Below are 26,107 nucleotides of genomic sequence, written 5' to 3' on the forward strand. Positions count from 1 at the left end.
CATCACTTGCAAAAGGACATCAAAGTGCGCGAATTGCTTCTGGAAGAACTCTATTTTGTTGCCGGCGGCCTTCAGCCCCAGGACCCGGTGGATCTCGGCGGGATTACGGTGCACCCGGATCCTGGTCAAGGTGGAAGCCTCCCATACAGCCCGCCGACTACGGGGCCCGACTCGGGCGGCGGTGGCTCAAGCACGCCTGGCGGAACCGGGGGCGGGCTGACCACTCAACAGAAATCCGGATTGGCCCGTATACAGGCGCAGCTTGGAATTGATCTCACTGCATATGCGCAGATGTCACCCACGCTGGCACAAGAAATTGCTAACGCAACGGCGACATACAATTTCAATTTCGTATACGACCCGTCGGGAAGTAAGACTGTTTTTACCAACTCTGTTTCGGGAACGATCCACATAGGCAGCGCATACCAGGGCAATGCCGACAATATCGTTCAGCAACTTGCGCACGAGTTCGGCCATATGGAGCATCCAGTTGCGGAGGACCCAAGCAAGGTCAGCGCTGACCAGTACGTGAGGGACAATCTCACTGGTGAAGGGTACGCCACCATCTGGAATGAGCGCGTCCAGCACGAAATTGTCGCAGCGGGTGGTCACGATATCCAGATTGCTACAGGGAACGAAGCTGCGAACCGCCCTATTTATGATGCTGAGTACACGAGCTATTCGCAGGGTCATGAACTGCTATTTCAGGCGGCCGAGAATATCGGATCGCTATATGGCCAGCATGAAATGACCGGCGGGATTTCCTATGAGTCGTACTACAGGCAGTACTATTACGCTCATGGCGGAACTCAGTGACGGTGCGCTCCGTTGATGCGATGCCCCTGATTTAGGAGGTTACGTTTGAATCCATCGAAGTTAGGCTTCTGCGTTGTCGCCGCTTTCGTGGCATGCGGCGTTGGTGTGCGGGCACAGTCTCAAACTGTTCCCGCTCCGTCGGCGCCGACGCCCGTTCCTCAGACATTGTTCGATGCCATCAGTAATAACCCGGGAGAGCAGCTTTTTGGCAGCGTCCTAAAGGTAAGCGGTCTTAGCCGGAATGATATTCACGAGGCGTACTTAACGGCTGTCGTGCCTCGTGACGCTACCTGTTCGGATGGCGACCGAACCGCCCTCGAACGCCTCCATGACCCAGGAACTGCGAAAGCATATGTTCTCGAGCATGCTTTCCCTGGCCAGATCGCGATTTACAGGGAGGGTGGACGACTCATAAGAGTCACCTACTTCCCCGAATCGAACGATATGAGGGGAAAGGTTGTTATCGATGAGAATCATCCTTTCAGTATCCCTCTGTTGAGTGGAAAGTCGGTATTGGTCTCAGTCCGAGGGAACGAAGTCGTGTTTGGGAAGGAGGCAATGCTTATGGGCAACTACGGCGTGCAAGGAGGTGCGGTCGTAGAACTCGACCACTGCGCGGTGTATTGATCCTTGCCAAGGTTGCAGAACTGCAAGGCGTGCGACGATTGTTGCACGCCTTGCACAAGACAAGCGTGGCGGAGAACTACATCGGACATGCGAGCTTCGTGCGCTCGTCGTATCAGCAGCTGAGAGAGAAAAGCGGGAACTCACCCACACCGCGACAACTTGAAGAACCCTGGCCACGGCCTCAGCGTGGGGCTTGGCGGATGCCGTAACGCCTCGTCCAACGCCGGAATGAAAAGCACCTCCGGAGCCGGTGCGCCGGTTCGCGGCACCGTATCGAAGAGCTTGTCCCCGCTCCACTGATGGAAATCCATCGGCTGCAAGCCGGTTTCGCTCCGTTTCCCTTCCACGATGGTCCAGGCCATGGCGCCGGTAAACGGCACAGGAATGACCGTCTTTGTGAACCGTGAGCCCCCATCAAAGACGAAGGCGTAGCGGTGTTCGCCATGGACATCGAGGAACATGCCCAGGTCGCCCAGGAAATCCGCGGTGGGCGGAAGTTTCACGAAGGACGTGGTCAGGCCAGGGTCCGCTGTGTACGTGTAGTGCGCGCGCTCGTAAGTGCAAGCGGCTGCCTCTACATTGAAAGCGGTGCTGAGCCCGATCGCGCAGATGGCGGAAAGACAAAGACGCTCCATGATCAACCCGTTTCCCCTTTTCATCCATTGGCGCGCACTGGCGCCCGCGTAAGAATAGCGAAGAGGTGGAAGGGCTTGTAGTGCGCTCAAGGGAAGACTCCGTGATGCCGAAGAATCTTGCGAAGCTAAGTCGTGCTGTGGCCGTCGGCCTGTCGCTGGTTGCTGCGGGGATAGGCTTGGCGCAGGCCGCCGATACCCCCGACTCGCAAAGCCTCGCCTGGACACGGCCTGGACCCCATGAAGCGCTCATCGAGAAGGGTGCCGCATTCCTCAAGGGCGGAACGGGAACATTCGTCAGCCATGAGTCGATACGAGCCAACGGATTTGCGTCGCAGGCGGCCGGCACAGGCGCGATAGCCACCACGGAGCCCGACCTCCCCACCCAGTTCGACTATGTGTTCGGTGGCGTTCCGTCATCCGAGGTGACGCTTGCGGATGGAGCAAAACTGTACACCGCGTGCGAGGTTCACAACTGCCTGGGGAAGAGGGCGTTCCTCGTGACGGATGGCGACGGCCAGATCGTCCGGTCCGCCGGGTTCCTCGACGTGAAGTGCGCCGTTGGGGACTACTTCTTGAAGCGCGGGAAGACGCCGCCTTCGTCCTGCGACACTGCTCCGACATTGACCATCTTCTATTCGGCCAAGGACACGCATCAAGCCGCGCTTTCACTCGAGATTGAGGCGTGGGCAAAGAGCCAGGCGGCGACGAACAAGCAGTCCGGGCACCTGAGGACTCAGGAACGGTTCGTAACTGGATCACACTAAGGCGGGAGCGTGAGCCCATCCCGCTCCCTGGCGTCGTCACCCTCGGAGGACGAGGAGGCAAGGGGCTTCTTCGCGCGAGCGCGCTTCCCCAAGAGCTTAAGAGGGGACGATGGTTCGTGTGGTAAGCGCGCCGGCGCCAGAAAGCCGCGCCTCACACACCCCTGAGAACATCACTCACCGCCGGCGTCTGATCCCACACCATCCGCGTATACGCCTGCGTAGCACACAGAAGACCCAACTGCGTCAGCGCCTCGATGGCATCGAGCGCGGAGGCCATGTCGGTGCAATCCACCTCGTCTGCTTCATAGATCAGCGCGGCCAGCAGACGGCTCAAGCCGCGTGCGGATTGCAGAAGCTCGGTCGCGTCGTTGGTCAGGTCGTGTGCCGTCGCATCCGGGTCGACCATGTAGGTGCGTTCTTTCGATCCGTTCATTGCGTTCTCCTCGGCCTGCCATCGCAAGACAGGCGCGCGTGTCCGCCAGCTGCCCTTCGCAGGCGCCGTACGGTCTTGCTCGAATCTGGAAAGGCGGCGCCGACGCCCCTTCAGCCGCGCGTGCGCGTATGCGCCGTGGGAGGGAACGGCTGAGAAACATCTTGGCGAGACGGCGACGCCGCCGGTGCGTTAACCGGGTCTACGAGATGCGCAGACGGCTCGGTGACCGGTGGGGGAACCGCCGAAGGAATCCGGCGGACGGGCGGGTGCCGTACAATGGCAAGCAACCATGATCAATTTCCTTAGTGGTTGGTTATGGCCAGCGGGTCAGGGGTGTTAGCGCACCCTTGACTCGCGTCTCTCACCGCATGAAAGCGATGGTTGCCTGCACCGTGCATCTCGAAGCGGCGTGCAGGCAACGGCCCGAAGATAACAATCCACTTCGGGCTTGTCTGTAGGGCCAACGAAGACGTTGGAGTACGGGCATCTAGGCCCGTCGCGTAGCCGTTGCGCCGCATCGTCCGAACGATCTGCTTTAAGAATCATCGGAAGCCGCCACAGAACGACACGCGATTCCGGCAACTCGCCGAGGCGCTGCACAGCAAGGCCTACAGCGCAAGACGGCAACGAATGATTGCCATCGCTGACGACATTCACGAGCATTTCCGCCGGTCTCGCACGGAGTGTTCCCACATGCATCCATGGAAGGCGGCTGCTGCCGTCGTTGTCACCTCCACCGCCGTTGCCGCGGCAGCCTATGGCTCAGGTTACTTCACCTATCAGTTCCTCGGCGTCGAGGGATACGCGGTGAAGTGGGATACGGCGTGGCGCTATGTGCAGGCGCTGGATCAGCCGGCGTACGTGCCTTACGCGTGGCGCATCAAGCTTGGCGTGGCGGTGGGGTGCGCCTTGCCGTTCCTCGGCTGGTGTGCTGCGTTGGCGTCGCTGTTCAAGAGCCGCACAAACCCCGAGTCCACGCATGGCGATGCCTGTTTCGCGACACTGGCCGATCTGAGGAAGGCCGGCCTGCTGACGCAGACGCCTCAGGGCATTCTCATCGGTAAATACAAGGGACGAGAGATATGGCTGAATGGGGCGCAGCATGTCATCACGATCAGCCCGACGCGATCGGGAAAGACGACGAGTATTGCCATCCCGGTGCTATTGACCTATCAGCACTCCATGGTGGTTCTGGACCTGAAGGGTGAACTGCACAAGGCCACGAGTGGGTGGCGTCAAGCCCAAGGGCAGGTCATCCGGGTCTGGGCTCCGTACGACGAAGACGGCAATACTCATCGCTTCAATCCGATGACCTTGCTTGCCGGCATGAGTCCGGCGAAACGGATCGGCGAGCTTCAGACCATCGCCGCCATCCTTTATCCGGACCAACCAGGTAGCGATCCCTTTTGGGTCTCGCAGAGCCGTGCGGCCTTTGTCGCCTTTGCCTCCTATATGTTCGAGGTGTGGGACGAGCGCTACCCAGAGGACGCGGGGGAGGAGGTTAACACCTCGCCTGACTTTCCCAGCTTCGAGCGCATCCTGCGCCTTTCCAGCGGTACTGACGGGCAGACGACCCGGGAGATGCTGGGCTGCATCCTCAAGCGCTCCGGCGCCGGACACATAAGTCCGCAGACGCGCACGGTGTTCCAGAACCTGGCGGGTCTAGCAGAAGACACGTTTTCCTCGGTTATTGCCGGCATGCAGGCGCCGCTCCAGCAGTTCCTGAGCCCGATACTGGCTGCTGCGACAAACGCTACGGACATCGACATTCACAGTCTGCGCCGGACCCCGACCACCCTCTACGTGATCATTCCGACCAACAAGCTGGACGAGAGCAGCAAGCTGCTCAACATCTTCTTCAGCACGGTGATCGGCAACAACCTCGACAAGCAACAGGGCGAAGACCCCGATCTCAAGTACCAGATGTTGATGCTCATGGACGAGTTCACCGCCATGGGCCGGGTGGACGTGTGGGCCAAGCGCATCTCGATCTCGGCAAGTTATGGCGTGCGGGACCTCTGCATCATCCAGAGCCGCTCGCAGCTTCGGGCGACTTACGGTGATCACGACGCGCAGAACTTCATCACGAACCATGGTGCGCAAATCGTGTTTGCGCCGCGCGAGCAGGCGGATGCGAACGAATACAGCGAGATGCTGGGCTACAAGACGGTGCGGAAGCAGCAGCGCAGCACCAGTCAGGGCGGCGGCGGACGACAGGTGTCAACCAGCCATGTAGAAGAGCGGCGTGCGCTGCTGCTACCGCAGGAAATCAAGGAGCTTCCGGGGGACGACGAACTGATCTTCTATGAGGGGTGTAAGCCGATTCGGGCCCAGAAGAATTGGTTCTTCAAGGATAGGAGATTCAAGGAACGGGCCGGGTTGAAGCCTGTCGTAGTTGCCCGTCTCGATGAACACGTCGATCGCCAGGATGGATCTTCCAGCGTTACCCGGCCAAGGGAGCGGCAGTCTATGGCGAAACTGCAAGTGCGACATGAGCGAGGTTAAGGAGCGATACGAAATGAAGCTACAGCATCTGTTTTTGGGAACGGCAACGGGCATGACCGCTACCGCGGCATGGGCAGGAGCATTGGAAGCGAAAGCGCCGGATCAAAGGGCTATTCCTCAGGCTATTCTGGATCTGGTTGGAGACAACAAGGAATTGCTTGCATACAAGTCAGTTAACGATGGCGAAGGCGGAAGCGTGGCTGCCATCGTGCTTAGAAACCCAAAAGAATCAGCCCCCAACCGGGGCATATTTACTGCTGACGGCGACAACTATTCGTGCGAGCTGGTGCTCATCAGGGAGCTTGCTGGAGAGTTGAAAGTGACCGGGCGCACCCACGACGCGGTGAACTGCGATTCCAATCAGATCAACTTAGTTTCCGAACGGCTCGAACTGGACGACCAGCTCAGTCTCACGCCGAATCATGTGACCTTCAGAAATGAAAACATCTATGGAGGGTCGACCAGCTATTCATTCTCGATGGTGGACGGACAATGGCACTTGTCCAGCGCGACCTCAATTTTCAAGGATGCGCAAGAGGGCAGGGACGAGGTTATCTTCGCCAAGGAGAACGTCTCGTATCCGAAGAATATTGGCTTCATTCCGATGGAGAAATTCAAGCCCAAGAAGATTCGTGACGCGCTAGCCAAAAGCAAGAAAACGGACTGGTAGGGATCCGGAGGAATATTATGTATATCAAAAACATTCCCGCGGCAGCGATCGTCAGTCTTGCCATTGTGCAAGCTACTTCCGCAACCGAAACCCAGCCAATGAACGATCCGGTCTCGGCGGATATCAAGGCCTTGGTTGACTCAGGCGGAACCGTGATTGCCTACAAGTCAGTGGGTTCCGAAGAGACAGGTGGTAGAACCGCGGCCATGGTGGTTCGACGTGAGCGCATATGCGAACTGATCGCTTTCCATTCAGACCATGGACAACCGCATGTGACCGGCCGAACAAAGCGCGCGTTCAATTGCGTTGGCATATTGGAGAACGCGAATGCCGGGTACAGAGAGCTGGACGACAATCTAGATTTGTCTCCGGACCAGTTGAAAGTCACCAATTACGCAAACACCGTTCAAGGAGGTTGGTATAGCTACTCGTTCAGATACTCCTCGGGTAAGTGGTACTTGTCGGGTGGCGAGTTCTCGCACTCATATGGTCCGGCGTCGGACGATGGATACCTCCGGGAGACAACAGGATCGGCTGCTTATCCGAAAGACTTTGGCCTTATCTCCATGGATGATTTCAAGCCCGAGGACATCGATCCAGTGATGGAGAAGAATAAAACAGTGGATCGCGGATAACAGGAGAAGTAGATGCCACGTCTTAATGATTCTTCCGCGAGGCTACTGAAGGCCGCGATTGATTCCGGCATAACATCACCGGCCGAACTTTCGAATCTTATGGGGAATGCCGCCGTCGAGACTGCCAACTTCACGACAATGCACGAGAGGTTCGGATACAGAAGCGCCGATCTTTTGATGTCAAAGGTTAAGTCCATCAAGGACAGATATACCCGTGAGGAGGTTCAGGAGGCGATAGACAGTCGTGACCGCCAGAAGGTCGCAACTATCATGTACGAGGGACGAAGTAGCCTAGGCAACACGGAGCCGGGCGACGGATGGCGTTTCCACGGCAGGGGATACTTTCAGTTCACCGGACGGTACAACTACGAAACTTTCGGGAAGAAGTTCGACGTGGATCTTATTACCGATCCAGAGATAGCTGCGGATCCCGAGGTCTCTACGAAACTTGCTCTTGCATTTTGGAATGACAGAGTCCTGCCGCATGAGCGTGAGGATGTCTTGGCGGCAGGATTGAAGATTAACGGGCATACGAATGGTGCGAATGAGCGTGTCGCTGCAGCCCGCGAGTGGGGTGCGCTCATTACACCCGAACTGGTGAGAGACGTGCAGACTGGTGCGATTTCTCTGGACGAGTTGGCTGCAACGGAGTCTGCTCAGCATTCAGTCTTTCAACGCGGTCGAAGCCAAGCCGTGCAAAAGTTACAAACAGACCTCAATCGCCTTCGCTATTTCGATGCGCAAGGCCGCGCCCTGGTCACTGACGGTAACTACGGCCCCAGCACTCGACAGGCCGTCGAAGCCTTTCAGCGCGACCACGATCTGGTGGCCGATGGCATCGCTGGTCCCGCCACGCTGGACACCCTACGTGGCGCGGTGGAGAAAGTGGAGACGCGAACCATCGGTCAGCGAGACGCGCCCTACCTCCAGTCTGACGAGCCCAGCGAAGCCCTCTCGGCCTATCGATCGGCGGCACCGGAACCAGCGATAGTCGTGCCGACCATGCCGACCATGCCGACCATGCCGACAGTGCGACTTGACGAACCCGGCCATCCCGACAACGACCTGTACCAGGAAGCGCAAGCGCACGTGTACGAACTGGACCGGCAGTTTGCACGGGTCCCGGATCAGCGGAGCGACAACCTGAGCGCGGCGCTGGTTGTCGCAGCACGGGCGTCAGGACTTTCCCGCATTCACCGGATTGAGTTGAGCGAAGACGCGTCCACGATTTCCGCGGTCCAATCGTCTTTCGGGCAGCCCGAAAAGCGGGCGGAGGCGCCAGTCGTGGAATCCCTGAACACCTCGGTGGATCGGTGTTCCAGGCAATGGCCAGCGGCCATGCAGGCCTTCGAGCGGTGTACGGAGCCAGTGCACGAGCGGTCGGTGGAGCGGAGCCAGGAGCGTCAGATGCCTTTGGCCCCGCGGTCACAGTCCCTTCCGGTCGAGTCGAATCTCGGCTACGGCGACCCGCGCCACCCCGATAACCCGAACCACGATCTCTACAACGAGCTTCATCGGCGCATTCCCGACGCGTCGGAGGATCGCCTTATGCAGTTCACGGCGGCCTGTCATGAGAACCTGATTAACGCGCGGAATCTCTCCGAAATCCGGCTGGACGAGGAGCGTGGAGCCTTGACCTTTATCGGGACCGGGTTTCACGCCACGCCGGCAAAGATCGATCTCGACAGGGCACCTCCACCTCCTGAGCAGGCGATCGCTCAGATTCAGCAGCACGATAGGCAGGAGGCGCAGATCCTGGAGGCGGTCCAGATGCAGCAGGCGCAAATGAGCATGGGACGCTCACTTTGAAAACATGCCGCATGTAACCATTAGCCTGCTGTGTGCCATCGCTGCCGGACGCCGGCTTTCCGGTTCGTAGGGCGGCAGCCGGAGGACATCCAAGAGACGATGGTTTATTTGCAAGATTTGAGACCCGCGCTCCGCTTACATTCGCCCTGAAAGCGGGAGAACCCCCCCCCATGACGATCCGCAAGCCCATCGCCAGCATGTGCATCGGCCTCGCCGTCGCGATGGCCGGATCCGTCACGGCACAGGATGCCCAGACGCCGGCACCCTCGCGTGAAGCAGCGCGCCCGGTCTCCAATGCCAGCAACGAGGTGTCCGGTATGCGACTGCCCGACAGCAAGATGGCCCGCGACGTCACCCGGCTCGTGCGCGATGCCGAAGGCGACCTCCTGTTCGAGCACTCCGTGCGCGTGTACTACTGGGCGGCGCTGGCGGGAAAGCGCAGGGGATTGGATTTCGATCCGGAACTCCTCTACGTCGCGGCCATGTTCCACGACTTCGGCCTGACCTCAGGCTATGGCGCAAGCCATTCGCGCTTCGAGGTGGATGGTGCGAACGCCGCTCGCGATTTCCTGAAGAAGCACGGCAAGTCGGAGGCGGAGAGCCAGAACATCTGGTTCGCCATCGCCCTGCATACGACGAATGGAATCTCCCCGCACCTGTTTCCCATCGCTACTCTCCTGGCCGAGGGTGCGAACATGGATCTCGTGGGTGCCGGGTATGACGACTTCACCGCAGCCGAGCGCAACGCTGTCGAGGCGGCGCACCCGCATCCGCCGCACTTCGCGGAAGGCTTCATGCAAACGGCCTACGACAGCCTGAAGCATCGACCCGAGACCACCCAGGGCACGGGGTTAGCCGACATCATGGCTTACAAGGATCCCAAGTTTGTCCGCAGGGATTTCAGCCGTTTGATGCTCAAGTCGCGCTGGGAAGTTGGCAAGTAACGGGAACTCGGTCGGCCCATAGGTCCGGATGCCGGAAGCATGCCGTAAGGAACCGGCGCCTCCGACGGTCACCTCGTGTACGGCCCGGCGACCGGCAAGGTCACCGAACGGTGCCGTGCTTCGCCTCGAGGAGCCCGACGGATGATTCAACGCCCACGACCATTCCGCATCCAGGTGTCGGACACCGTCCTGTCCGATCTGGCGCATCGCCTCGAGCGTACGGCGTGGCCTGACGATCCCGGCAACGAAGACTGGAGCTACGGTGTCAACGGCGACTACCTCCGGCGGCTCGTCGCTTACTGGCGCACCGGCTACGACTGGCGGGCGGTAGAAGCGCAGATCAACGGCTTCGCGCAGTTCCAGGTCCGTATCGACGACGTGCCGGTGCACTTCATCCATGAGCGCGGGGTGGGGCCGAAGCCGGTTCCCCTGATCATCACGCACGGCTGGCCCTGGTCGTTCTGGGATATGCGCGAGGTGATCCGCCCTCTCGCGGATCCCGGTGCCTTCGGCGGCGACCCCGCGGATGCGTTCGACGTCATCGTGCCTTCGCTGCCGGGCTACGGGTTCTCCGGACCGCCGCCCCGTGCGGGGATCAACTTCTGGCGCACGGCGGACCTGTGGCAACACCTCATGACGGAGATACTGGGCTATCGCCGGTACGCCGCGAGCGGCGGCGACTGGGGTGCGCTCGTTTCGTCGCAGCTGGGACACAAGTACGCGGCGAGCCTTTACGGCGTTCACCTGATGCATCCCATGCTGCTCGACCAGTTCAACACCGAGCGGCCCTGGGACGTCACGGCGCGCGCCTGGGACACCGGGAACCGGGCGCCCGCGGGCAGTGTCAAGTTCGCATCCCATTTCGCGGTACAGGTACTGGATCCGCAGACGCTGGCTTACGCCCTTTCGGATTCGCCCGTGGGTTTGCTGGCGTGGCTGCTCGAACGCTGGCGGTCATGGGGCGACAGCCATGGCGATCCCGAACGGGTCTTCCCGCCCGAACACATGATCACCACGGCGATGATCTACTGGGCCACGGGGACGGCGGGATCGTCCATGCGTGCTTATGCCGACGCGGCCCGCCATCCCTGGACGCCCTGCCACGATCGCCAGCCCATGGTCGAGGCGCCCACGGGAATTACCTTCCTGAGCGGCGAGAATCCTGCCGGCGTATCCACGTCGCAGCGTGTGGACTTCTTCCTCGCGGGACCACGGGCGAAGTACTTCAACACCGCGTACCTCAAGGCGCACGACGGCGGCGGACACTTCGGCTATTACGAGAACCCGGCGGCGGTGATCGAGGATCTCAGGGCGATGTTCCGGCCGTTGAGGGGGTAGGCTGAGCCGGCTGGTTCGGACCGCTGGCGGTCCGACCACCTGCCAAGATCCGTACAAAAATCTATTCAGTACTGTGCTCCCCAGGGCGCATATCTGTTTGAAATTAAAAAGATTAGGTGCTCTGAATCTATTCAAGTATCTATTCAATCGTGAAAAAGGCCTTCTACAGGACCGTCGCCGACCTCATTCACGAGCGCACCGGCATCCGGAAGGAAGATGTCTGGATCAATCTGGTGAGCACGGGGCGCGAGGACTGGTCTTTCGGTGGGGGTGAGATGCAGTACTCCTAGGTGGGCTCGTCATCGACAGGCTGAGGCGCTGCGTGCGCTCCTGGGGGATTTCGGAGTCACGGACCCTGCCTGGGAAACGCATGATCGACTACGCTGATTTGAAGCTGTTCTATCAAACCGTGGTGGAAACCGTTTTTAATCCTCGTTGAATCGAGGGCGAGGCACATCCGGTGCGGATTCGAAATAAGATCGAACAGGAAAGTCATGCACTAGCGCGACGGTCGCTCCGCATCGGCATCTCCGATGCTGTGGCCATGCTGAGGGACGAGACGCCACAGGCCATTTCCGACCTTTCGAAAAAGCAGAGGAAGCGTCGGAATGAGGCTCCGCCGTCGAAGTCGTGATCGCCATTTCCGGGGAGGTAATCATGCGCCATCTGACCGCCGAAGAGCTGTCGGCTATTCGGGTCCTGGCATCGGAAATCGGATCCGATGAACAACGCGAACAGGTGCTTTCCGATCTGAGTCGCTGTACCGTCAGCGAAGAGACGCACGATGCATCCATATTGTCGTTCCACATCGAAGGATACGAGCGACCGCGATACGAGGGACAGGACACCTTCCGCGGTAAGGACGGTTTCCCAGTCGAAGGAATCGTCAAAGATGCCGATGGCGCTAATGTCGACGTAGTAATCTATGTAGTTGACGGTAGGATTTTCGAACTCGAGTTGATCCGGCTTGACGGCGAGGATGTGATTAGCCCGGTTTGGTCTACGCTCACAAGCAAGTGGATGTGAGCTGGCAGACTGACACTGGGTGACGGCCGTGTAATCAACTCTTCATTGGCGGTGTCTTTGAGGTTACGACCTCACCGCGGCCTAGTTCGAAGGATTATCCACACGCGACGCGTTATAGATGAACCCCGACAGCGGCAACAACTGGCTCAGCACGCGGTTCCACTTGGTCACGCCAGCCGCCCCGACGAACACCACGTCGCCGGCCTGGACGGGGAACGCGTCGGCCAGCCCGAACGCGGCGGGTGACGTCGCCTCGAGGTGATATACCTGCGTCGGCGTCTGGGTGAGGTTCTTCGACCCGCGGATGACATAGACCTCGCTCGCATTCGCAGTCACCGGGCTGATGCCGCCGGCGCGACCGATCGCCTGGGTGAGGCTGATGTGCGAGGTCTTGAACGACAAGGCGGCCGGTCGCATCACCTCGCCTACCACGTACACCTCGTGGTTATCGTTGAACGGCAGGTAGATCCGGTCTCCCGGTTGCAGCCAGATCACCGGTAGCGGCTGTCCCGACGTGCCGCTCGCGTCGATGTGGTACGTCTTGCCATCCCGCGTCAGGGTGAGCCCGGAGAGGTCCGCGAGCGCGGGGTCGACGCCCGCCGTGCCGATGGCTTCGCCCAGGGTGTAGGGCACCGCGCCGATGATGACCGGATCGGTGCGGCGGAAGGCCCCTTCGAGGGTGACGCGCTGGCTGGCGTACTGCACCACGTTCACGTCGACCTGCGGTTCCTTCACGTAGTCCACGAGCGCCTTCGAAAGGTGCTCACGCAGTTGCGGAACGGTCATGCCCGCCGCGTGGATCACGCCCACGTGGGGGAAGTAGAAGGTGCCGTCCGTGCCCACGGGACGGCCGTTGGCCACGGTCTGCTGCTGCGATCCTGCGGGCGAGGTCAGCTCGGGATGGTTCCACACGGTGATGTAGAGCGTATCGCCGGGACCGATGGTGTAGTCGACGGGTTTCGTGCTGCCGAACTCTGGCGGTATCGCCGTCTCCTGCTGCGTCGACGTAAGCAATTCGTAAGTAATGGGAACGAAGGTTACGTGAGGATCGTCCTTCAAGTCCCCGACGTTCATGCGCTGGCCGGGAACGATCGCGCAGGCGCTGAAGGCGGCGCAACAGAGGACGAGCAGGGCGAGACGGTGCATCGGCAGGACTCCTGTGCAAGCTGTGCATTACCGCCCTGCCGGCGCACCCTCGATGGACGAAGGTGGCGGGAGTTAAGCCACGCATCGCGTGACGCACGCGTCAAGAAAATCGCGTGATCTTCTGAACACAGATTCATTCACCGAAGGATCACGAATGGACGTTTGCGTTCGCGGCGTGCTCGTGCGTATGCTCGGCTCCGCGACATATTGCGCCCGGATCAGGCAGGGTTCCGCGGCTCGTTCTTCTTCTCGCATCGACGAGGGAGCGAACCGTGTTCAACAACTTGCCTATCCCCTCTGCGCCCCGTGCGCAGGTATATACCGACGTGCAGAACCCCGCGCGTCAGGACGACATCGACCTTCGCGCCCTGCTGCGTACCGTGCACGATCATCGCTGGACGGTGATGGGTTTCGCGGCCGGCTTCGCCTGTGTCGCGCTCCTGTATTCCACGCTTGCGTCGCCCGTTTACGAGGCCAATGCGGTCATCCAGGTGGGCCAGGGCGTGCCCGCCGTCGACGACATGGCGAAGATGCTCGATGCATCCGCATCGCGTGCGTCCACGGAGATTCCGCTGCTGACTTCGCGCAGTGTCGTCAATCGCGCCGTGCTCGAACTGGGCTTGCTCACCGAGGTGCGTCCCCAGCGTTTTCCGGTGATTGGTGGATGGCTCGCGCGGCGTTTCCGCGCAGCGAACCCGGGTGACGTCGCGGCACCTTGGCTGGGGATGCCGCAGTACGACTGGGGCGGTTCGGAACTCGCCATCGGCCGCCTCGACGTGCCCGCGGCATTGCTCGACCAGCGCATGCAACTCGTGGTGGGCGAAGGTGGCAGCTACCGTCTCCTCGGCGACGACGGTGACACGCTCGTTGACGGACGTGCCGGCGCGCTGGCGAATGGCCACGACGTGACGCTGCTCGTGAACCGGCTCCGCGCAAACCCCGGGACACGCTTCGACGTGGTTCGCCATGCGCCCCTGACGACAGTGGGCATGGTCCAGGCGAACCTGGTGGCAACGGAACAGGGCAAGGATTCCGGGATCATCTCCCTCAGTTTCCGCGGTACCGACCCCGTCGCTGCGACGGCCTTGCTCGACCGCATCACGCGCGGGTACCTGCGGCAGAACGTGCAGCGCAACACGGCGGAGGCCACGAGCAGCCTCGAGGTGGTGCAGCGGCAATTGCCACGAGCGAAGGCGGACCTGGACCGGGCAAGCCACGCATTGAACGATTACCAGAGCAAGACGGGGGCGATCGACACGAACCTGCAGGCGGGCAGCCTGCTCAACGAGACGGCCACGCTGGAGACGAGCATCCAGCAGTTGCGCCTGCAACGCGTCGATGCCGATCAGCGCTTCGCCTCAGGCCATCCCGTCATGCGCGCGCTCGATACGCAACTCGGCATCCTGGAAGGCAGGAAGGCGGCGCTTACCCGGAAGATGAGGCAGTTGCCCGTGGCGCAACAGGAGTTGCCGCGGCTGACGCGCGACGTGCAGGAAGCCGAACGGACGTACGCGAACCTGCTGCACCAGTCGCAACAGCTGGAGGCAGTGCGCGAGGCCGCCATCGGGGATGCCCGGTTGATCGATCCCGCCGCGGTGGATGTCTCCCGCCCCGTGTGGCCGCTGCCGTTGTTGATGATTCCCGGTGCGATCCTACTGGGGGGGATCTTCGGGTTGGCCTTCGTGTTCCTGCGCCAGTTGCTTCGCCGGACGATCGAAGACGAGGCCGAGATCGAGGAACTGGGCCTGCCGGTGTTCGCATGCATTCCCTGGAGCCGCGCCGGGCGCGCGACGTCGACGCGGCGGCTGGCGCGCGACATACGTTCGCCTGCCTTGCTCCTCGCCAACCGTCCACGGGAGGTGGCGGTGGAAGCGCTGCGGGGCCTGCGCACCTGCCTGGACGCCACGCGCCTCGAGGCGCCGAACAACGTGCTGCTGGTGACCAGCGCCTGGACAGGCAGCGGCAAGAGCTTCGTCAGCGCGAACCTTGCCACCGTGATCGCCAACGCCGGCCAGGAAGTGCTGCTCGTGGATGGCGACATGCGCGGCGGCGAGTTGCATGCGAGCTTGAGCAGCGGGGCCGGTCCCGGGTTGTCGGAACTGATCCGTGGCGACACCACCATCGAAGATGCCGTCAGGCCCGTACCCGGCGTGGCGCGGCTCATGTTCATTCCGCGCGGCGCGCTGCCGCCCAATCCGTCCGAGCTGCTCATGCACGAGCGCTTCGTGAAGCTCCTGGAAGAGCTCGGCTCCCGTTACGGCACCGTCGTCATCGATGCGCCGCCTGCGCTGGCCTTCACCGACGCGACGCTGATCGGCAAGCACGCTGGCACCACCTTGCTGGTGGTGCGCTACGGCGTGGACCAGCCGCGCGACGTGGCGGCCGTGTGGCAGCGGCTGGCCCAGGGGCGGGCCACCGTACGCGGGGCGATCTTCAATGCCGTGGACCGGCCGAGGCGGCGCGACGAAACCGACACCCGCTACAACTATCCGCTGGTGCAGGCGTGACCATGCGGCCTTCCGCCGGAACGCTGCGCGCGCCCTGGATGCTGTTGCCGCCGGCGTGGCGCAGGGCCGCCGCGGGCATTTCCTTGCTGTGGATGGCGACGGCGCTGGGCGCCGTGCTCACCTTCCTGGTCCAGGTGCTCCTCGCGCGCCGCCTGGGTCCGGAGGACTTCGGCCGTTTCGTCGCCGCACTGGCGACGGTCACCATGCTCGCGCCGGTCGCGGGTTTCGGCCTGCCGCAGCTATGGCTGCGCCTGTATGGCGCGGAAGGCTGGCGCGCGCAGAGGTGGCTGCGGCCTTCGCTGCGTTTCGTCGCATGGACGACCGTGGTCGCGTGCACCGCGGCCGTCGCGTGGTCGCTGGCCGGCGCACCCGACGGAACGGCCGTGCTGGCGTGGTGGTTGTTGCCGGCGATTCCCTGCACGCTGGTCGTCGGACTGGTGTCCAGCAAGCTTCGGCTCGAAGAGGACGACCGGGGGCTGGCGGCGTGGCAGCTTGCCTTGCCCGGCTCGCGCTTCGCGTTCGTGCTCGCGGTATGGCCGTGGCATGCCCTTGGCGCCGCCACGGCGGCGGCGGGCTTTGGCCTGGTGGGGGTGGCCGTGGCGTTGGCGGGCGCGCCGGCGCTCATGGCCATGCGGCGCGGGGAATTCAACCTGCGCGGCCATGTGGCGCGGGAGGAGGGGGGCGGAGGGGAGCGCGACGCATCGATGCGCGCGGTCTGGCGCATGGGCTGGGCATATGGCCTTTCCGCCTTGCTCTATCCGGTGTTCTTCCAGGTAGGCACGGTCATGCTCGATCGCATGTCGGGGCCACGCGAGGCGGGCCTGTTCGGCATCGGATTGAGCGTAATGATGGCGGTCTACCTGCTGCCCGCGACCGTGTACCAGAAGTACCTGTTGTCGCGACTGCACCGCTGGGCGGTGCACGAACCGGAAAAATTCCGCCGCGTGCACCGCCATGGCGCGTGGATCATGCTGGTGGCGGGCCTGGTGTGCGGCGTGCTGGTGGCGGCGCTTGCGCAGGTCTTCGTGCGAATGGCGTTCGGTGCGGCGTTCGCCGGTGCCGCGGCGGTACTCGTCGTGCTTGCCGCCTGCGCGCCACTGCGCTTCCTCTCCGTCGCCATCGCCTCGGCCCTGCTGGACGAGCGGCAAGCCCGCCTTCGCGTGCTGATGATGGGCGGCAGTGCTGCCGCCGTCGTCGTTCTCAACCTTGTGCTCATCCCGCGTTACCAGGCGCTGGGAACGGCCTTTGCCACCGTCGGCGGCGAGGCCGTCCTGCTCGTCTTGTCGTGGCTGGCGGTGCGCCACTCGGTGCCCGTGCTTCGGGCGGCGCGATCATGAACCGGCCGCGGCACCTCATCCGCATGCTTCGCCCCTGGCGCCATCTCGCCGGCGCGATCGGAGGCTTCGCTTACGACGCCTGGCGTTATGCCCGGTACGGCGGCTGGCCTGGTCCGCGCGAGCCCGAGCGCCATGAGTTCCGCACCGTCAAGACCTATCACCGTCTCGAGAAGAGCCTGGCCTTCGCCCAGCGCAGGACTGGCGCGGGGTGGAGCGCGGCGGAGGACCTGGTCGCCCTGCTGCAGCAACGGCCGCGCGAGGTGGCGCCAGCGGGAATGCATGCGTCCGTGGGCGTGAAGGTGTTGCACGATTTCAGGGCGGCCGCAGGGGATCCGCCCGCGGCGTCGCGTGTGCCGGCGTTCGTGGATTCGGTGCCGCCGCTCACCACGCGCGGCGGGGCGCTCGCCACCAGCGCCGAATGTATCCGGCAGGGTCGTCTGGACGATCCCGAGCGGTTCTTCGAGAGCCGCCATTCCGTGCGCGACTTCAGCGATGCGCCCGTGGAGGAGGGCGCCATCGAGCGCGCCATCGCCCTGGCGATGCGCAGTCCGTCGGTGTGCAACCGGCAGGCGTGGCACGTTTACCGCGCGGAGCGCCGGACAACGATCGACCGCATTCTCGCCCGGCAGGACGGCAACGCGGGTTTCGGCCACACCGTGCCGTGCCTGCTGGTGCTGGCGGCGGACCTGCGCGCTTTCGACACCCTCGGCGAGCGCTACCAGCACTGGATCGACGGCGGCATGTTCGCGATGGCGCTGGTGATGGCCCTGCATTCGCTAGGCCTGGCCACCTGTTGCCTCAACTGGAGCCGCGGCCCGCGCGACGACAGGGCCTTGCGCCGCACCATGCCGCTGGCGCCCCAGCACACGGTGATCATGATGCTCGCGGTGGGCCATCCGAGCGACACGCTGAAAGTCTGCTATTCGGCGCGCCGCGCGCCGTCCGACATCCTCACCGACCTCGACCGGGAGCCGTGATGCGCATTTACCTCTCGGGCCAGCGTACGTTCGGTAACCGCGGTTGCGAGGCCATCGTCCGCGCCACGGTCGCGCTGATGCGCGAGCACCTGCCTTCGGCGGAATTCCTCGTGCCGAGTACCGACGTCGCACGCGACGGCCGGCAGTGGCCCGGCGCGGCCGATCAGGGCGTGCATTTCGTGCGCGCATGGCAGCCGATGCACGGCCGGTGGTGGGTGCGGCTGCAACGCTTGCCCGTTCCCATGCTCAAGCGCGCTCGCTGGCCGGTGCCGCCCCCGCTGTGGCTACGGCGGCAGCTGGAGTCCGTCGATGCCGTGCTTGCGATCGGCGGCGACAACTATTCCCTGGATTACCAGCTGCCGACGCCCGTGATGGCCGTGGATGGATGGGCCATGGACGCCGGGTGTCCCGTGGCATTGTGGGGCGCTTCCGTAGGGCCGTTCGAGCGCGAACCGCATTTCGTCGATACCGTCACGGCCCATCTGGCACGCATGAACCTGCTCGCCGTCCGCGAATCGATAAGCGAGGCATACCTGCAGGAGCGCATGGGCATGGGCCATGTGACGCGCATGGCAGACCCGGCCTTCGCGCTTGCTCCGGATCCGAAGCATGTGCCGCAAGGGCATGCGGCACGAGGCGGCGCGCTCGGCTTCAACCTGAGCCCCCTGCTCCAGCGGTACCGGCGCGATGGCCGTGATCTGCGCCAGGGCGCGGCGGCATTCATCCGTCATGCCGTGCGCGAACGGGGGCTGGATGTCGTGCTGGTCCCGCACGTGGACGGCCTGCGCACGGTCGAAGACGGCGACCGCGCCTATCTCTCGGGACTGCTCGCCATGCTCACCGACCTGGGCGATGCGGTGCGCCTGTTGCCGCCGGGGCTGAACGCGCCGCAGACGAAGGCCGCCATTTCGCACATGCGCTACTTCATCGGTGCACGGACGCACGCCGCGATCGCCGCGCTGTCCAGCGGTGTGCCGACCGTGTCCATTGCTTACAGCGTCAAGGCCCGCGGCATCCACCGCGATCTGCTCGGCGACGAGAACGAGGTGCTGCCCGCGCAGGATGTGAGTGAATATGCGTTGCGGACGGCACTGGACGGCCTGCAGGTGAACGAGGACGGCATCCGCGCACGGCTGGCCATGCGCGCGGCGCACGCACGCGACGAGGCGCGGCGCGCCGCGGGAAGGACCGCCGCCGCACTCGGCCTGTCGGGGAAGGCCGCATGAGCAAGGCATGCGCTCCCGTCAGCACGATCATCCCGTGCTATCGCTGTGCCGACACCATCGACGCCGCCGTCGCTTCGGTAGCAGCCCAGCGCCTGCGCCCCGCGGAAGTGCTGCTGGTGGACGATGGCAGCAGGGACGGCACGCTGGATTACCTGCACGTGGTGGCACGCCGCCACGAGGAAGGCTGGATCCGTGTGCTGGGAAGCGACGAAAATGCCGGTCCCGCCGCGGCACGCAATAGGGCGTGGCGCCACGCGACGCAGCCATGCATCGCCTTCCTCGATGCCGACGACACATGGCACCCGCAGAAGCTCGCCGTGCAGATGGCCGTGATGGAGGACCAGCCGGACGTCGCCCTGCTGGCCCACCGCATGAACGTGCAGCGGCGCGGCGCGCCGCCACCTCCTCAACGCTACCCGTTGAAGGTGCGCGTGGTGAGTCCGCACCTGTTGCAGTGGCGCAGCCCCTTCCAGACACCCTCGATCGTGCTGCGGCGCGACCTTCCCTTCCGTTTCAATGAGAACTTCCGGCGCTCGGAGGACTTCCTGCTCTGGGCGCGGATCCTGTTGTCCGGTTACCGCTGCGCCAAGATCGAACACGTGCTCGGTTCCCTGCACAAACCAGCGTTCGGTGCGAGCGGGCTCAGTGGCGACCTGCATGCGATGTACGCCGCAGGCCGCCGGGCGCGGGCGGAGCTGTACAAGGAAGGCCTTCTCGGATGGTGGCATTACCGCGCGGCGGATCTTCTCGCCAATGCGCGCTATGCGCGCAGGCGCGTCATCACGCGTATGCGGGAACGGACCTCGCGTCCTTCATGGACGAGGCGGGAGGCGCATCGTGAATAGCATCGTGCTTCCGTCCCGGCGCCTGGCCGCCGCCAATGCGTGGGCTGTCCTCGGCGCGGCCGTCCTGGCGCTCGCGGGGCTGGTGGCGCTGGGCACGGTGGCCTGGCGCGAGCCATGGCAGGGGACGGATACGCCGATCTACGCCGCGTGGTACCTGTCCCTGCGCAGCGGCGTCGTGGTGACGCGCTTCGAGCCTCTGTTCGTGCTAGCGTCGCGCCTGTCGAGTGCTGCCGGGCTCGGCGTGCAGGCATGGCAGGGCCTGCTGTTCCTGCTCCTGGCCGGGGGCGGCGCGCTGGCGACGCGAGCCTATGCGCGCAGCCTCGGCTCGGCTGCCGGCAAGCTGCTGCCCGCGGCCACGATGTTCCTGCTGCTGTCGCCCGTGTTCGTCAACGCGGCGATCAATGCGACGCGCCAGGGGCTTGCCGCGTTCCCCATCATCGCCGCGCTCCTGGCGTTCCAGAGGCGAAGCTGGGTGGCGTTCGCCGTGCTCTCCGCCGTGGCCACGGGCTTTCATTACTCCGCGCTGCTGTACATCGCGCTGGCGCCCGTGCTGCTTTTGCGGCCACGCTGGTTGCAGCTGGTGGCCGCCGCCGGTTTCGCCGCCTATGCGTTGGGGCTCACCATGCTCGCCGTGCGAATACTTTCGCCCTCGGCCTACGCCGCGGTGATGGCTTATGGTCCCTACGCCGTCTACCGCGCCGGCGTTCGCCTCGACTTCGCCGTCTTCACGCTGTTCTGGTACGGGCTGCCGATGCTCGTGGCGAGGGCCGTCCGCGAGCCGTGGGCAGGCCGCATCGTGGACCTCCAAGGCGTCTACCTCGTGCTGGTGTTGCCCTTCCTGCTGGTGGGATGGGGCAACTACTCGAACCGGTTCCTGCTGCCTGCCTGGCTTTATGCCTCGCTGGTGGTCGCGGCCCTCTGCGTCCACTCGCGGCTGGCGCCGCTGCGCCACCCTGTCGTGATCGGGCTCGGGCTGCTCCTGAGCGCCGGTGTCTTCGCCTTCTATGTAAGCCATGGGGTGGCGCTATGAGTGTTCCAGCGGATGGTCCGGCCAGGCGCGGGGTGCAGGTCCGGCTCACGCCGGGGACACGGCGCCCAGATTTCAGCAACCTCGAGCAAAGCAGCGGCGCCGTCGACATGGCGTCCGTCGCGGACCTGCTGCGCAACGCCTTCGTCTACCCTCCGCACTCCATCTACGAAGACGTGAAGGTGGCGATTACCGCGGGCTTCGACGATGCGACCGACCTGCACGGTGACGTTCGCTTTCGCTTCCCTTATCTGGCATTGGCGCCGGCGGTGGCGGACGTAGACGGCGAGACGCTGGTGACGCGTTACCACGCCTTGCTGGCAGACGCGGCGGCGAGTTCGACGTCGCGCATGGCCTCTCCCTGGCTGCTGCAGAGCGGAGGGAAGGATTCCACCTCCATGGCCATCGCCCTGGCCGATGCCCGGCCCGACGCCACCTGCATCACGTATCGCGGCGGCACCGAGGAAGACGAACTGGACTCGGCGCGGTTCGTTGCGCGCCACCTCGGCCTTCGCCATGAATGCCTGGAATGCGATGCGCCGCGGGCGTACGACCGCTACCTGACGATGATCCCGCGGATGCCGCTGCTCACGGCGGATTTCGCCTTGCTCTCATATGCGGACCTGGTTACGCACGTCGCGGAAAATGGCGGCGACGGCGTCATCGATGCGACGGGATCGGATTCCTACTTCGGCATGCACGCCCACTTGCGCCATCGCATGCTGGCACTGCTGGCGCGTGGCATGCGCGTGCCGCGCGGCATCGCCGACTGGCAGCCGCTGACGCAATGGTTCCGCCTGGGCTATGCGCTGGGCACCTTGCAGATGAACGCCTTCGAGCGCTTGTTTCCCGGCTCGCGTTTCAGCGACGGCGAAGTCGACGGCCTGCTCGGTACGCCCGGGCCCGTGCTCGCGTCGCGCCATCGCCTGGAACTGTTCCGGCCGGAAATCGCCGCGGCCACGCGGCTTGAAACCCGGCGCGGCCTGGCGGCGACGATCGTGGAAGCGGCCAGCTTCGGCAAGGGCATGTTCGTCACCGCGGCGACCGGAATGGGCGTGGCGTATCCCTATTGCGACGCGGCGGTTTCCGGCTTCGTCCTCCGCGAGGTGCCTCCCTCGTGGCGGATGGGTCCCAACGGCGAGAACAAGCGCCTCGTGCGTGCGCATATCGCGCGGTATTTCCAGGGACTTCCGTACGTGCGTGCCAAGGGCTGCTTCCGCTTCAACGTCAGGCAGCTCGCCCAGGCGCGCTTCGAACAGGTGCATGCCTTCTCGACGGACTGCGCGGACGTGGTCCCCGGTGCCACGGCGTGGCTGGAACGCCATCGTCGCCGCCTGGACAACAAGTACCACGCGTCCAAGTTCTACCTGCTGGCCGTGGTGTTGCCCTGGGTGCACAGCCGGCTGCGCTCCAGGATCGAGGAGTGACGTGGTGTCGCGCACGCGCTTACCGTTCTTCGCCGGCCGCCGCCACTTCCTGATGGGTGCGGCATCGGTGCTCGGCGGCCTGGCCGTACCCGCCGTGCGCACGGCCCATGCCATGGATGCGCGCTCGTTCGGGGCCCGCGGCGACGGGCAGGCGGACGACACTGCCGCACTGCAATCGGCGCTGGATGCCGCGCGTACGGGTGTGACGGTGCATGTCCCGGCGGGCCATTACCTCATCGATGCACTGCGCTCGCTTCGTCCGAAAGCGGGTTCTTCCATCGTCTTCGACGACGATGCGGTCTTGCAGGCGCTGCCCGACAACGCACCACGCTCTGCCATCATCGACCTGACCGGCGTCAGCGACGTCGCCATTCGTGGCGGAAGGCTCGTGGGCAATCGCGAGGGGCACGGCGGCGGGGGAGAGTGGGGGCACGGGATACGTATCGTCTCGTCGAGCCGTATCGCATTGGCGGACATCGCCATTGCCGAATGCTGGGGCGACGGCGTCTATGTCGGCGCCCTGGGAAAGGCCCGCGAGGCGAGACCTAGCCAGCAGATCCGCTTGCAACGGCTTACCTGCACCCACAATCGCCGGCAGGGCCTGTCGATTACCGTCGCGAGCGACGTGCTGGTCGACGGATGCGCCTTCGTGGACGCCCGTGGCACGGCGCCTTCCTCCGGCATCGATATCGAACCGCAGCGGCAGGGTGCCGCACGCGGCATTCGCGTGCTGCGCAGCACGCTGTCGCGGAACGACGGTTGCGGCATCGAATGCAGCGGCGACGTGCACGACCTCGAGATCGCCGACTGCGTCATCGAAGGCAACCGCACGCACGGCATCCTCGCGCGCGGCGTGGAGGGCGTCGACATCCGCGGCTGCACCATCCGGCGACAGGGCAGGCAGGGCCTGGTGGTGGCACGCGACGTGCGCGGCGCCACGCTGGGTACGAACGACATCCGCGACAACGGCACGCAATGGCATCCCGCTCCCAGCGGCACGGCCCCGCGGCTGAACGTGAAGATCGACCTTCCCCGGAGTGCACCGTGAAGATCATGCTTTTCGCCAACACGGCGTGGTACCTGTACAACTTCCGCCTGGATACGGCGCTCCGTCTCCGGGAGCTCGGCCACGACGTGCTCCTTGCATCTCCTTCGGACGCCTACGCAGCGCGCTTCGCGCGCAAAGGCCTGCGCTGGCGGGAGGTGCCGATGTGCCGCGGCCGCATCGACCCGTTGCGTGAAGCCCGCACCGTGCACGCGACCCTTGCCGTGCTGCGGGAGGAGCGGCCGGACGTCCTGCACAATTTCACCCTCCGCTGCGCCATCTACGGTGCGTTTGCCGCGCGGCTCACGGGCATTCCGTCCGTGGTGAACGCCATCACCGGCATGGGTTATGTGTATGCCGGCAACGACGTGCTGGCACGCACCCTCCGGCCCGTGCTGACCTTCCTGATGCGGCGGACGCTGGATCGCCGCTCGTCCCTGCTGGTGCTGCAGAACCCGGACGATGCCGCGGCGGTGGCACGTGCGGGACTCGTCGATCCATTGCGGATCAGGGTGATCCGGGGTTCCGGTGTGGACACCGCGCGGTTCCATCCGGTGCCGCATCCCGAAGGGCGCCTGCGCGTGGTGCTCGCTTCGCGGCTGCTGAGGGAAAAAGGCGTGGAGGAGTTCGTCGAGGCGGCGCGGCTGCTGCGGCGCGCCGGCCGCGACATCGATTTCGTGCTCTCGGGCGCACCGGATCCGGGCAACCCTCATTCCATTCCCCCGGAACGCGTGGAGGCGTGGAACCACGAAGGCGTCGTCCGCTGCGTGGGCCATGTCGACGACATGGCTTCGCTGCTTGCCACCGCCGATGTGATGGTCTTGCCGAGTTACTACGGCGAAGGCGTGCCCCGCTCGTTGATCGAGGGCGCGGCCGCGGGCCTGGCCATCGTCACGACGGACCGGCCGGGTTGCCATGAAGTCGTGGCGATCGATGGCGTCGACGGTCTCCTGGTGCCATGCAAGGACGCCGTGGCGCTGGCCGATGCGATCGTCAGGCTGGATGCGGACCGTGCGTTCCTGCGCCGTCTGGGCTCGCGTGCGCGCGCGAACGCGGTGGCGCACTTCGACCAGTCGATCGTCATCGAACAGACCTTGCGCGTATATGCCGAGTTACTCGGCTGTCAGCGTCTGCGCGCCACGATGGTCACTCCGGTTCGAGCGGCCGGAGGACCGGCGCACTGACCCGCCGGATCATGGCTTTGCGGGCCAGCGCGCGGCACGCCAGCTTCCGGGCGCCGACGTACGCCAGTGCGGAAAGCGCGAGCACGACGAGGCTGCTGCCCGGCGCGAGGTGACGCAGCGCATAGCCGGTGGCCGCGAGCGCGCTGGCTAGCACGACGAGGACCAGCAAGGTCTGCCGCGGCGTCAGCCCGGCCGCCAGCAGGAGATGGTGGATGTGGCACCGGTCCGCGGCGAACGGCGAACGCCCGCTGCGCATGCGCTGGTACACGACGGCTAACGTATCGAAGGCGGGCAGCGCGACGCACCACGCAGCGGCGGGAAGGGACACGTCGCGCGGCGTGGCCTGGCTCACGGCGATGAGCGCCCAGGCGATGAGGTAACCGATCAGCATGCTGCCGGCGTCACCGAGGAAGATGCGCTGGCGGAAGACCCCGAGATTGGCGAGCAGGAAGGGGAAGATGCCGGCGGCGAGCACCAGCAGGATATGCACCATCCCCGTATTGCCGTCGGCATAGACGATCATGGCGCCGATCGCGACGAGGGCCAGCGCCGCAGCCAGGCCATCGATGCCGTCGAGCATGTTGAAGGCATTCACGAGGCCTACTACCGCGATGATCGTCAGCGGCACGCCGAGGTCGCCGGTGAAGACCACCGCATCGCCGACGCGGCCGAGGCACGCGATATGCGGCGCACCCGCGATGATCATCCACGCGGCAGCGCAGATCTCCAGGGAAAGCCGTGCCCTCGCGCCCATGCCGAAGCGGTCGTCGACCGCGCCCGCCAAGGAAAGGATGGCGGCCGTGGCCACCAGGTGGAATTGCAGGCCCAGCGGAATGCGTAGCAGCGGCAGGCTGGCGAGAAGTCCCGTCAGGATGGCGAGACCGCCAATGAGGGGGATGTCGCCGGCGTGCTTTTTGCGGCCACCCGGCCGGTCGACCATGCCGCACGGTCCGGCAAGGCGGCACATGATCACGATCATCGATGCGGTGACGATGGCGGAGACCGCACACGCCAACACAAGTCGTGGCTCGAACATGCGGCAGGGTCCTCGTATCGGCTTCCCTGCCTCCCTTCAGGGAAGTCATGGGTTCGCCGTTGCGCCTGCCACGCGTGGGCTTTCAAAGCTGGCGCGAGGATGCCTGCCGCCTCGTGCAGGAGGAGTACATGGGGCGATAGGCCAAAAC

The 26,107-nt window shown here is 64.2% G+C and carries 24 protein-coding genes; 20 read left to right on the forward strand and 4 right to left on the reverse strand.

Annotated features, from left to right (window positions below; genetic code table 11):
* Window positions 1-6: 6 nt before the first annotated feature.
* Together ACR9ZH_RS00125 and ACR9ZH_RS00130 are read left to right on the forward strand one after the other, a co-directional pair.
* The gene (locus ACR9ZH_RS00125; RefSeq protein WP_481288723.1) at window positions 7-816 is read left to right on the forward strand and encodes a hypothetical protein; all 810 of its coding nucleotides are present in this window, start codon (window positions 7-9) and stop codon (window positions 814-816) included.
* 45 nt (window positions 817-861) lie between these two features.
* A complete protein-coding gene (locus tag ACR9ZH_RS00130; protein WP_481288724.1) occupies window positions 862-1,443 on the forward strand; it encodes a hypothetical protein in 582 nt (193 codons plus the stop codon).
* Window positions 1,444-1,583: 140 nt separating this feature from the next.
* Here ACR9ZH_RS00130 and ACR9ZH_RS00135 read toward each other — a convergent pair whose 3' ends face one another.
* On the reverse strand, window positions 1,584-2,168 hold the full coding sequence (locus tag ACR9ZH_RS00135; protein ID WP_481288725.1) for a hypothetical protein: 585 nt from the start codon (window positions 2,166-2,168) through the stop codon (window positions 1,584-1,586).
* A 14-nt stretch (window positions 2,169-2,182) separates the two neighbouring features.
* Here ACR9ZH_RS00135 and ACR9ZH_RS00140 point away from each other — a divergent pair, with 14 nt between their 5' ends.
* Window positions 2,183-2,842, forward strand: a complete 660-nt coding sequence (locus ACR9ZH_RS00140) for a hypothetical protein (protein ID WP_481288726.1) — start codon at window positions 2,183-2,185, stop codon at window positions 2,840-2,842.
* Window positions 2,843-2,993: 151 nt separating this feature from the next.
* Here the strand turns inward: ACR9ZH_RS00140 and ACR9ZH_RS00145 are convergent, their stop codons facing one another.
* Window positions 2,994-3,275 carry a hypothetical protein gene (locus ACR9ZH_RS00145; RefSeq protein ID WP_481288727.1) on the reverse strand — a complete coding sequence of 94 codons (282 nt, stop codon included), beginning with the start codon at window positions 3,273-3,275 and terminating at the stop codon, window positions 2,994-2,996.
* Window positions 3,276-3,968: 693 nt separating this feature from the next.
* Between ACR9ZH_RS00145 and ACR9ZH_RS00150 the strand changes: the two genes are divergently transcribed.
* The 8 genes from ACR9ZH_RS00150 (at window position 3,969) to ACR9ZH_RS00185 (ending at window position 12,202) form a co-directional block, all read left to right on the forward strand.
* Entirely contained in the window at window positions 3,969-5,780 is a 1,812-nt protein-coding gene (locus tag ACR9ZH_RS00150; protein WP_481288728.1) for a type IV secretory system conjugative DNA transfer family protein, read from the forward strand.
* Window positions 5,767-6,450, forward strand: coding sequence for a hypothetical protein (locus ACR9ZH_RS00155; RefSeq protein WP_481288729.1), 684 nt, complete (start codon window positions 5,767-5,769; stop codon window positions 6,448-6,450). Before ACR9ZH_RS00150 ends, ACR9ZH_RS00155 begins: the two co-directional genes overlap by 14 nt.
* Window positions 6,451-6,467: 17 nt before the next feature.
* Window positions 6,468-7,085 carry a hypothetical protein gene (locus ACR9ZH_RS00160; protein ID WP_481288730.1) on the forward strand — a complete coding sequence of 206 codons (618 nt, stop codon included), beginning with the start codon at window positions 6,468-6,470 and terminating at the stop codon, window positions 7,083-7,085.
* A gap of 12 nt (window positions 7,086-7,097) precedes the next feature.
* Window positions 7,098-8,894, forward strand: coding sequence for an XVIPCD domain-containing protein (locus ACR9ZH_RS00165; protein WP_481288731.1), 1,797 nt, complete (start codon window positions 7,098-7,100; stop codon window positions 8,892-8,894).
* Between the two features lie 170 nt (window positions 8,895-9,064).
* Window positions 9,065-9,838 (forward strand): HD domain-containing protein, encoded by a 774-nt coding sequence (locus ACR9ZH_RS00170; protein ID WP_481288732.1) that lies wholly within the window; start codon window positions 9,065-9,067, stop codon window positions 9,836-9,838.
* Between the two features lie 141 nt (window positions 9,839-9,979).
* Window positions 9,980-11,176: an epoxide hydrolase family protein gene (locus ACR9ZH_RS00175; RefSeq protein WP_481288733.1), complete on the forward strand. Its 1,197-nt coding sequence runs from the start codon at window positions 9,980-9,982 to the stop codon at window positions 11,174-11,176.
* Window positions 11,177-11,325: 149 nt separating this feature from the next.
* Entirely contained in the window at window positions 11,326-11,466 is a 141-nt protein-coding gene (locus ACR9ZH_RS00180) for a tautomerase family protein (RefSeq protein ID WP_481288734.1), read from the forward strand.
* 367 nt (window positions 11,467-11,833) lie between these two features.
* Window positions 11,834-12,202: a DUF6984 family protein gene (locus ACR9ZH_RS00185; RefSeq protein WP_481288735.1), complete on the forward strand. Its 369-nt coding sequence runs from the start codon at window positions 11,834-11,836 to the stop codon at window positions 12,200-12,202.
* Between the two features lie 81 nt (window positions 12,203-12,283).
* Here the strand turns inward: ACR9ZH_RS00185 and ACR9ZH_RS00190 are convergent, their stop codons facing one another.
* Window positions 12,284-13,348, reverse strand: a complete 1,065-nt coding sequence (locus ACR9ZH_RS00190; protein WP_481288736.1) for a polysaccharide biosynthesis/export family protein — start codon at window positions 13,346-13,348, stop codon at window positions 12,284-12,286.
* A gap of 272 nt (window positions 13,349-13,620) precedes the next feature.
* On the opposite strand from ACR9ZH_RS00190, the gene ACR9ZH_RS00195 reads away from it, so the two are divergent.
* From ACR9ZH_RS00195 to ACR9ZH_RS00235, 9 genes are all read left to right on the forward strand, one after another.
* Window positions 13,621-15,855, forward strand: coding sequence for a polysaccharide biosynthesis tyrosine autokinase (locus ACR9ZH_RS00195; RefSeq protein WP_481288737.1), 2,235 nt, complete (start codon window positions 13,621-13,623; stop codon window positions 15,853-15,855).
* A gap of 2 nt (window positions 15,856-15,857) precedes the next feature.
* Window positions 15,858-17,192 carry an oligosaccharide flippase family protein gene (locus ACR9ZH_RS00200; RefSeq protein WP_481288738.1) on the forward strand — a complete coding sequence of 445 codons (1,335 nt, stop codon included), beginning with the start codon at window positions 15,858-15,860 and terminating at the stop codon, window positions 17,190-17,192.
* Complete coding sequence (locus ACR9ZH_RS00205; RefSeq protein ID WP_481288739.1) at window positions 17,189-18,169, forward strand: nitroreductase family protein; 981 nt, start codon at window positions 17,189-17,191, stop codon at window positions 18,167-18,169. The genes ACR9ZH_RS00200 and ACR9ZH_RS00205 overlap by 4 nt, the downstream gene beginning before the upstream one ends.
* Window positions 18,169-19,395 (forward strand): polysaccharide pyruvyl transferase family protein, encoded by a 1,227-nt coding sequence (locus tag ACR9ZH_RS00210; protein ID WP_481288740.1) that lies wholly within the window; start codon window positions 18,169-18,171, stop codon window positions 19,393-19,395. The genes ACR9ZH_RS00205 and ACR9ZH_RS00210 overlap by 1 nt, the downstream gene beginning before the upstream one ends.
* Window positions 19,392-20,240, forward strand: a complete 849-nt coding sequence (locus ACR9ZH_RS00215) for a glycosyltransferase family 2 protein (protein ID WP_481288741.1) — start codon at window positions 19,392-19,394, stop codon at window positions 20,238-20,240. Before ACR9ZH_RS00210 ends, ACR9ZH_RS00215 begins: the two co-directional genes overlap by 4 nt.
* Window positions 20,233-21,270: an EpsG family protein gene (locus ACR9ZH_RS00220; RefSeq protein WP_481288742.1), complete on the forward strand. Its 1,038-nt coding sequence runs from the start codon at window positions 20,233-20,235 to the stop codon at window positions 21,268-21,270. The genes ACR9ZH_RS00215 and ACR9ZH_RS00220 overlap by 8 nt, the downstream gene beginning before the upstream one ends.
* A gap of 107 nt (window positions 21,271-21,377) precedes the next feature.
* Complete coding sequence (locus ACR9ZH_RS00225; RefSeq protein WP_481288743.1) at window positions 21,378-22,694, forward strand: asparagine synthase-related protein; 1,317 nt, start codon at window positions 21,378-21,380, stop codon at window positions 22,692-22,694.
* A gap of 4 nt (window positions 22,695-22,698) precedes the next feature.
* Window positions 22,699-23,742 (forward strand): right-handed parallel beta-helix repeat-containing protein, encoded by a 1,044-nt coding sequence (locus ACR9ZH_RS00230; RefSeq protein ID WP_481288744.1) that lies wholly within the window; start codon window positions 22,699-22,701, stop codon window positions 23,740-23,742.
* A gap of 5 nt (window positions 23,743-23,747) precedes the next feature.
* Entirely contained in the window at window positions 23,748-24,923 is a 1,176-nt protein-coding gene (locus tag ACR9ZH_RS00235) for a glycosyltransferase family 4 protein (RefSeq protein ID WP_481288859.1), read from the forward strand.
* On the opposite strand, the gene ACR9ZH_RS00240 is transcribed toward ACR9ZH_RS00235, so the two are convergent.
* Entirely contained in the window at window positions 24,886-25,959 is a 1,074-nt protein-coding gene (locus ACR9ZH_RS00240) for an MraY family glycosyltransferase (RefSeq protein ID WP_481288745.1), read from the reverse strand. The two genes, ACR9ZH_RS00235 and ACR9ZH_RS00240, sit on opposite strands and share 38 nt — an antisense overlap.
* Window positions 25,960-26,107 lie beyond the last annotated feature (148 nt).

The sequence above is a fragment of the Luteibacter sp. SVR4-7G genome, from assembly GCF_056755555.1.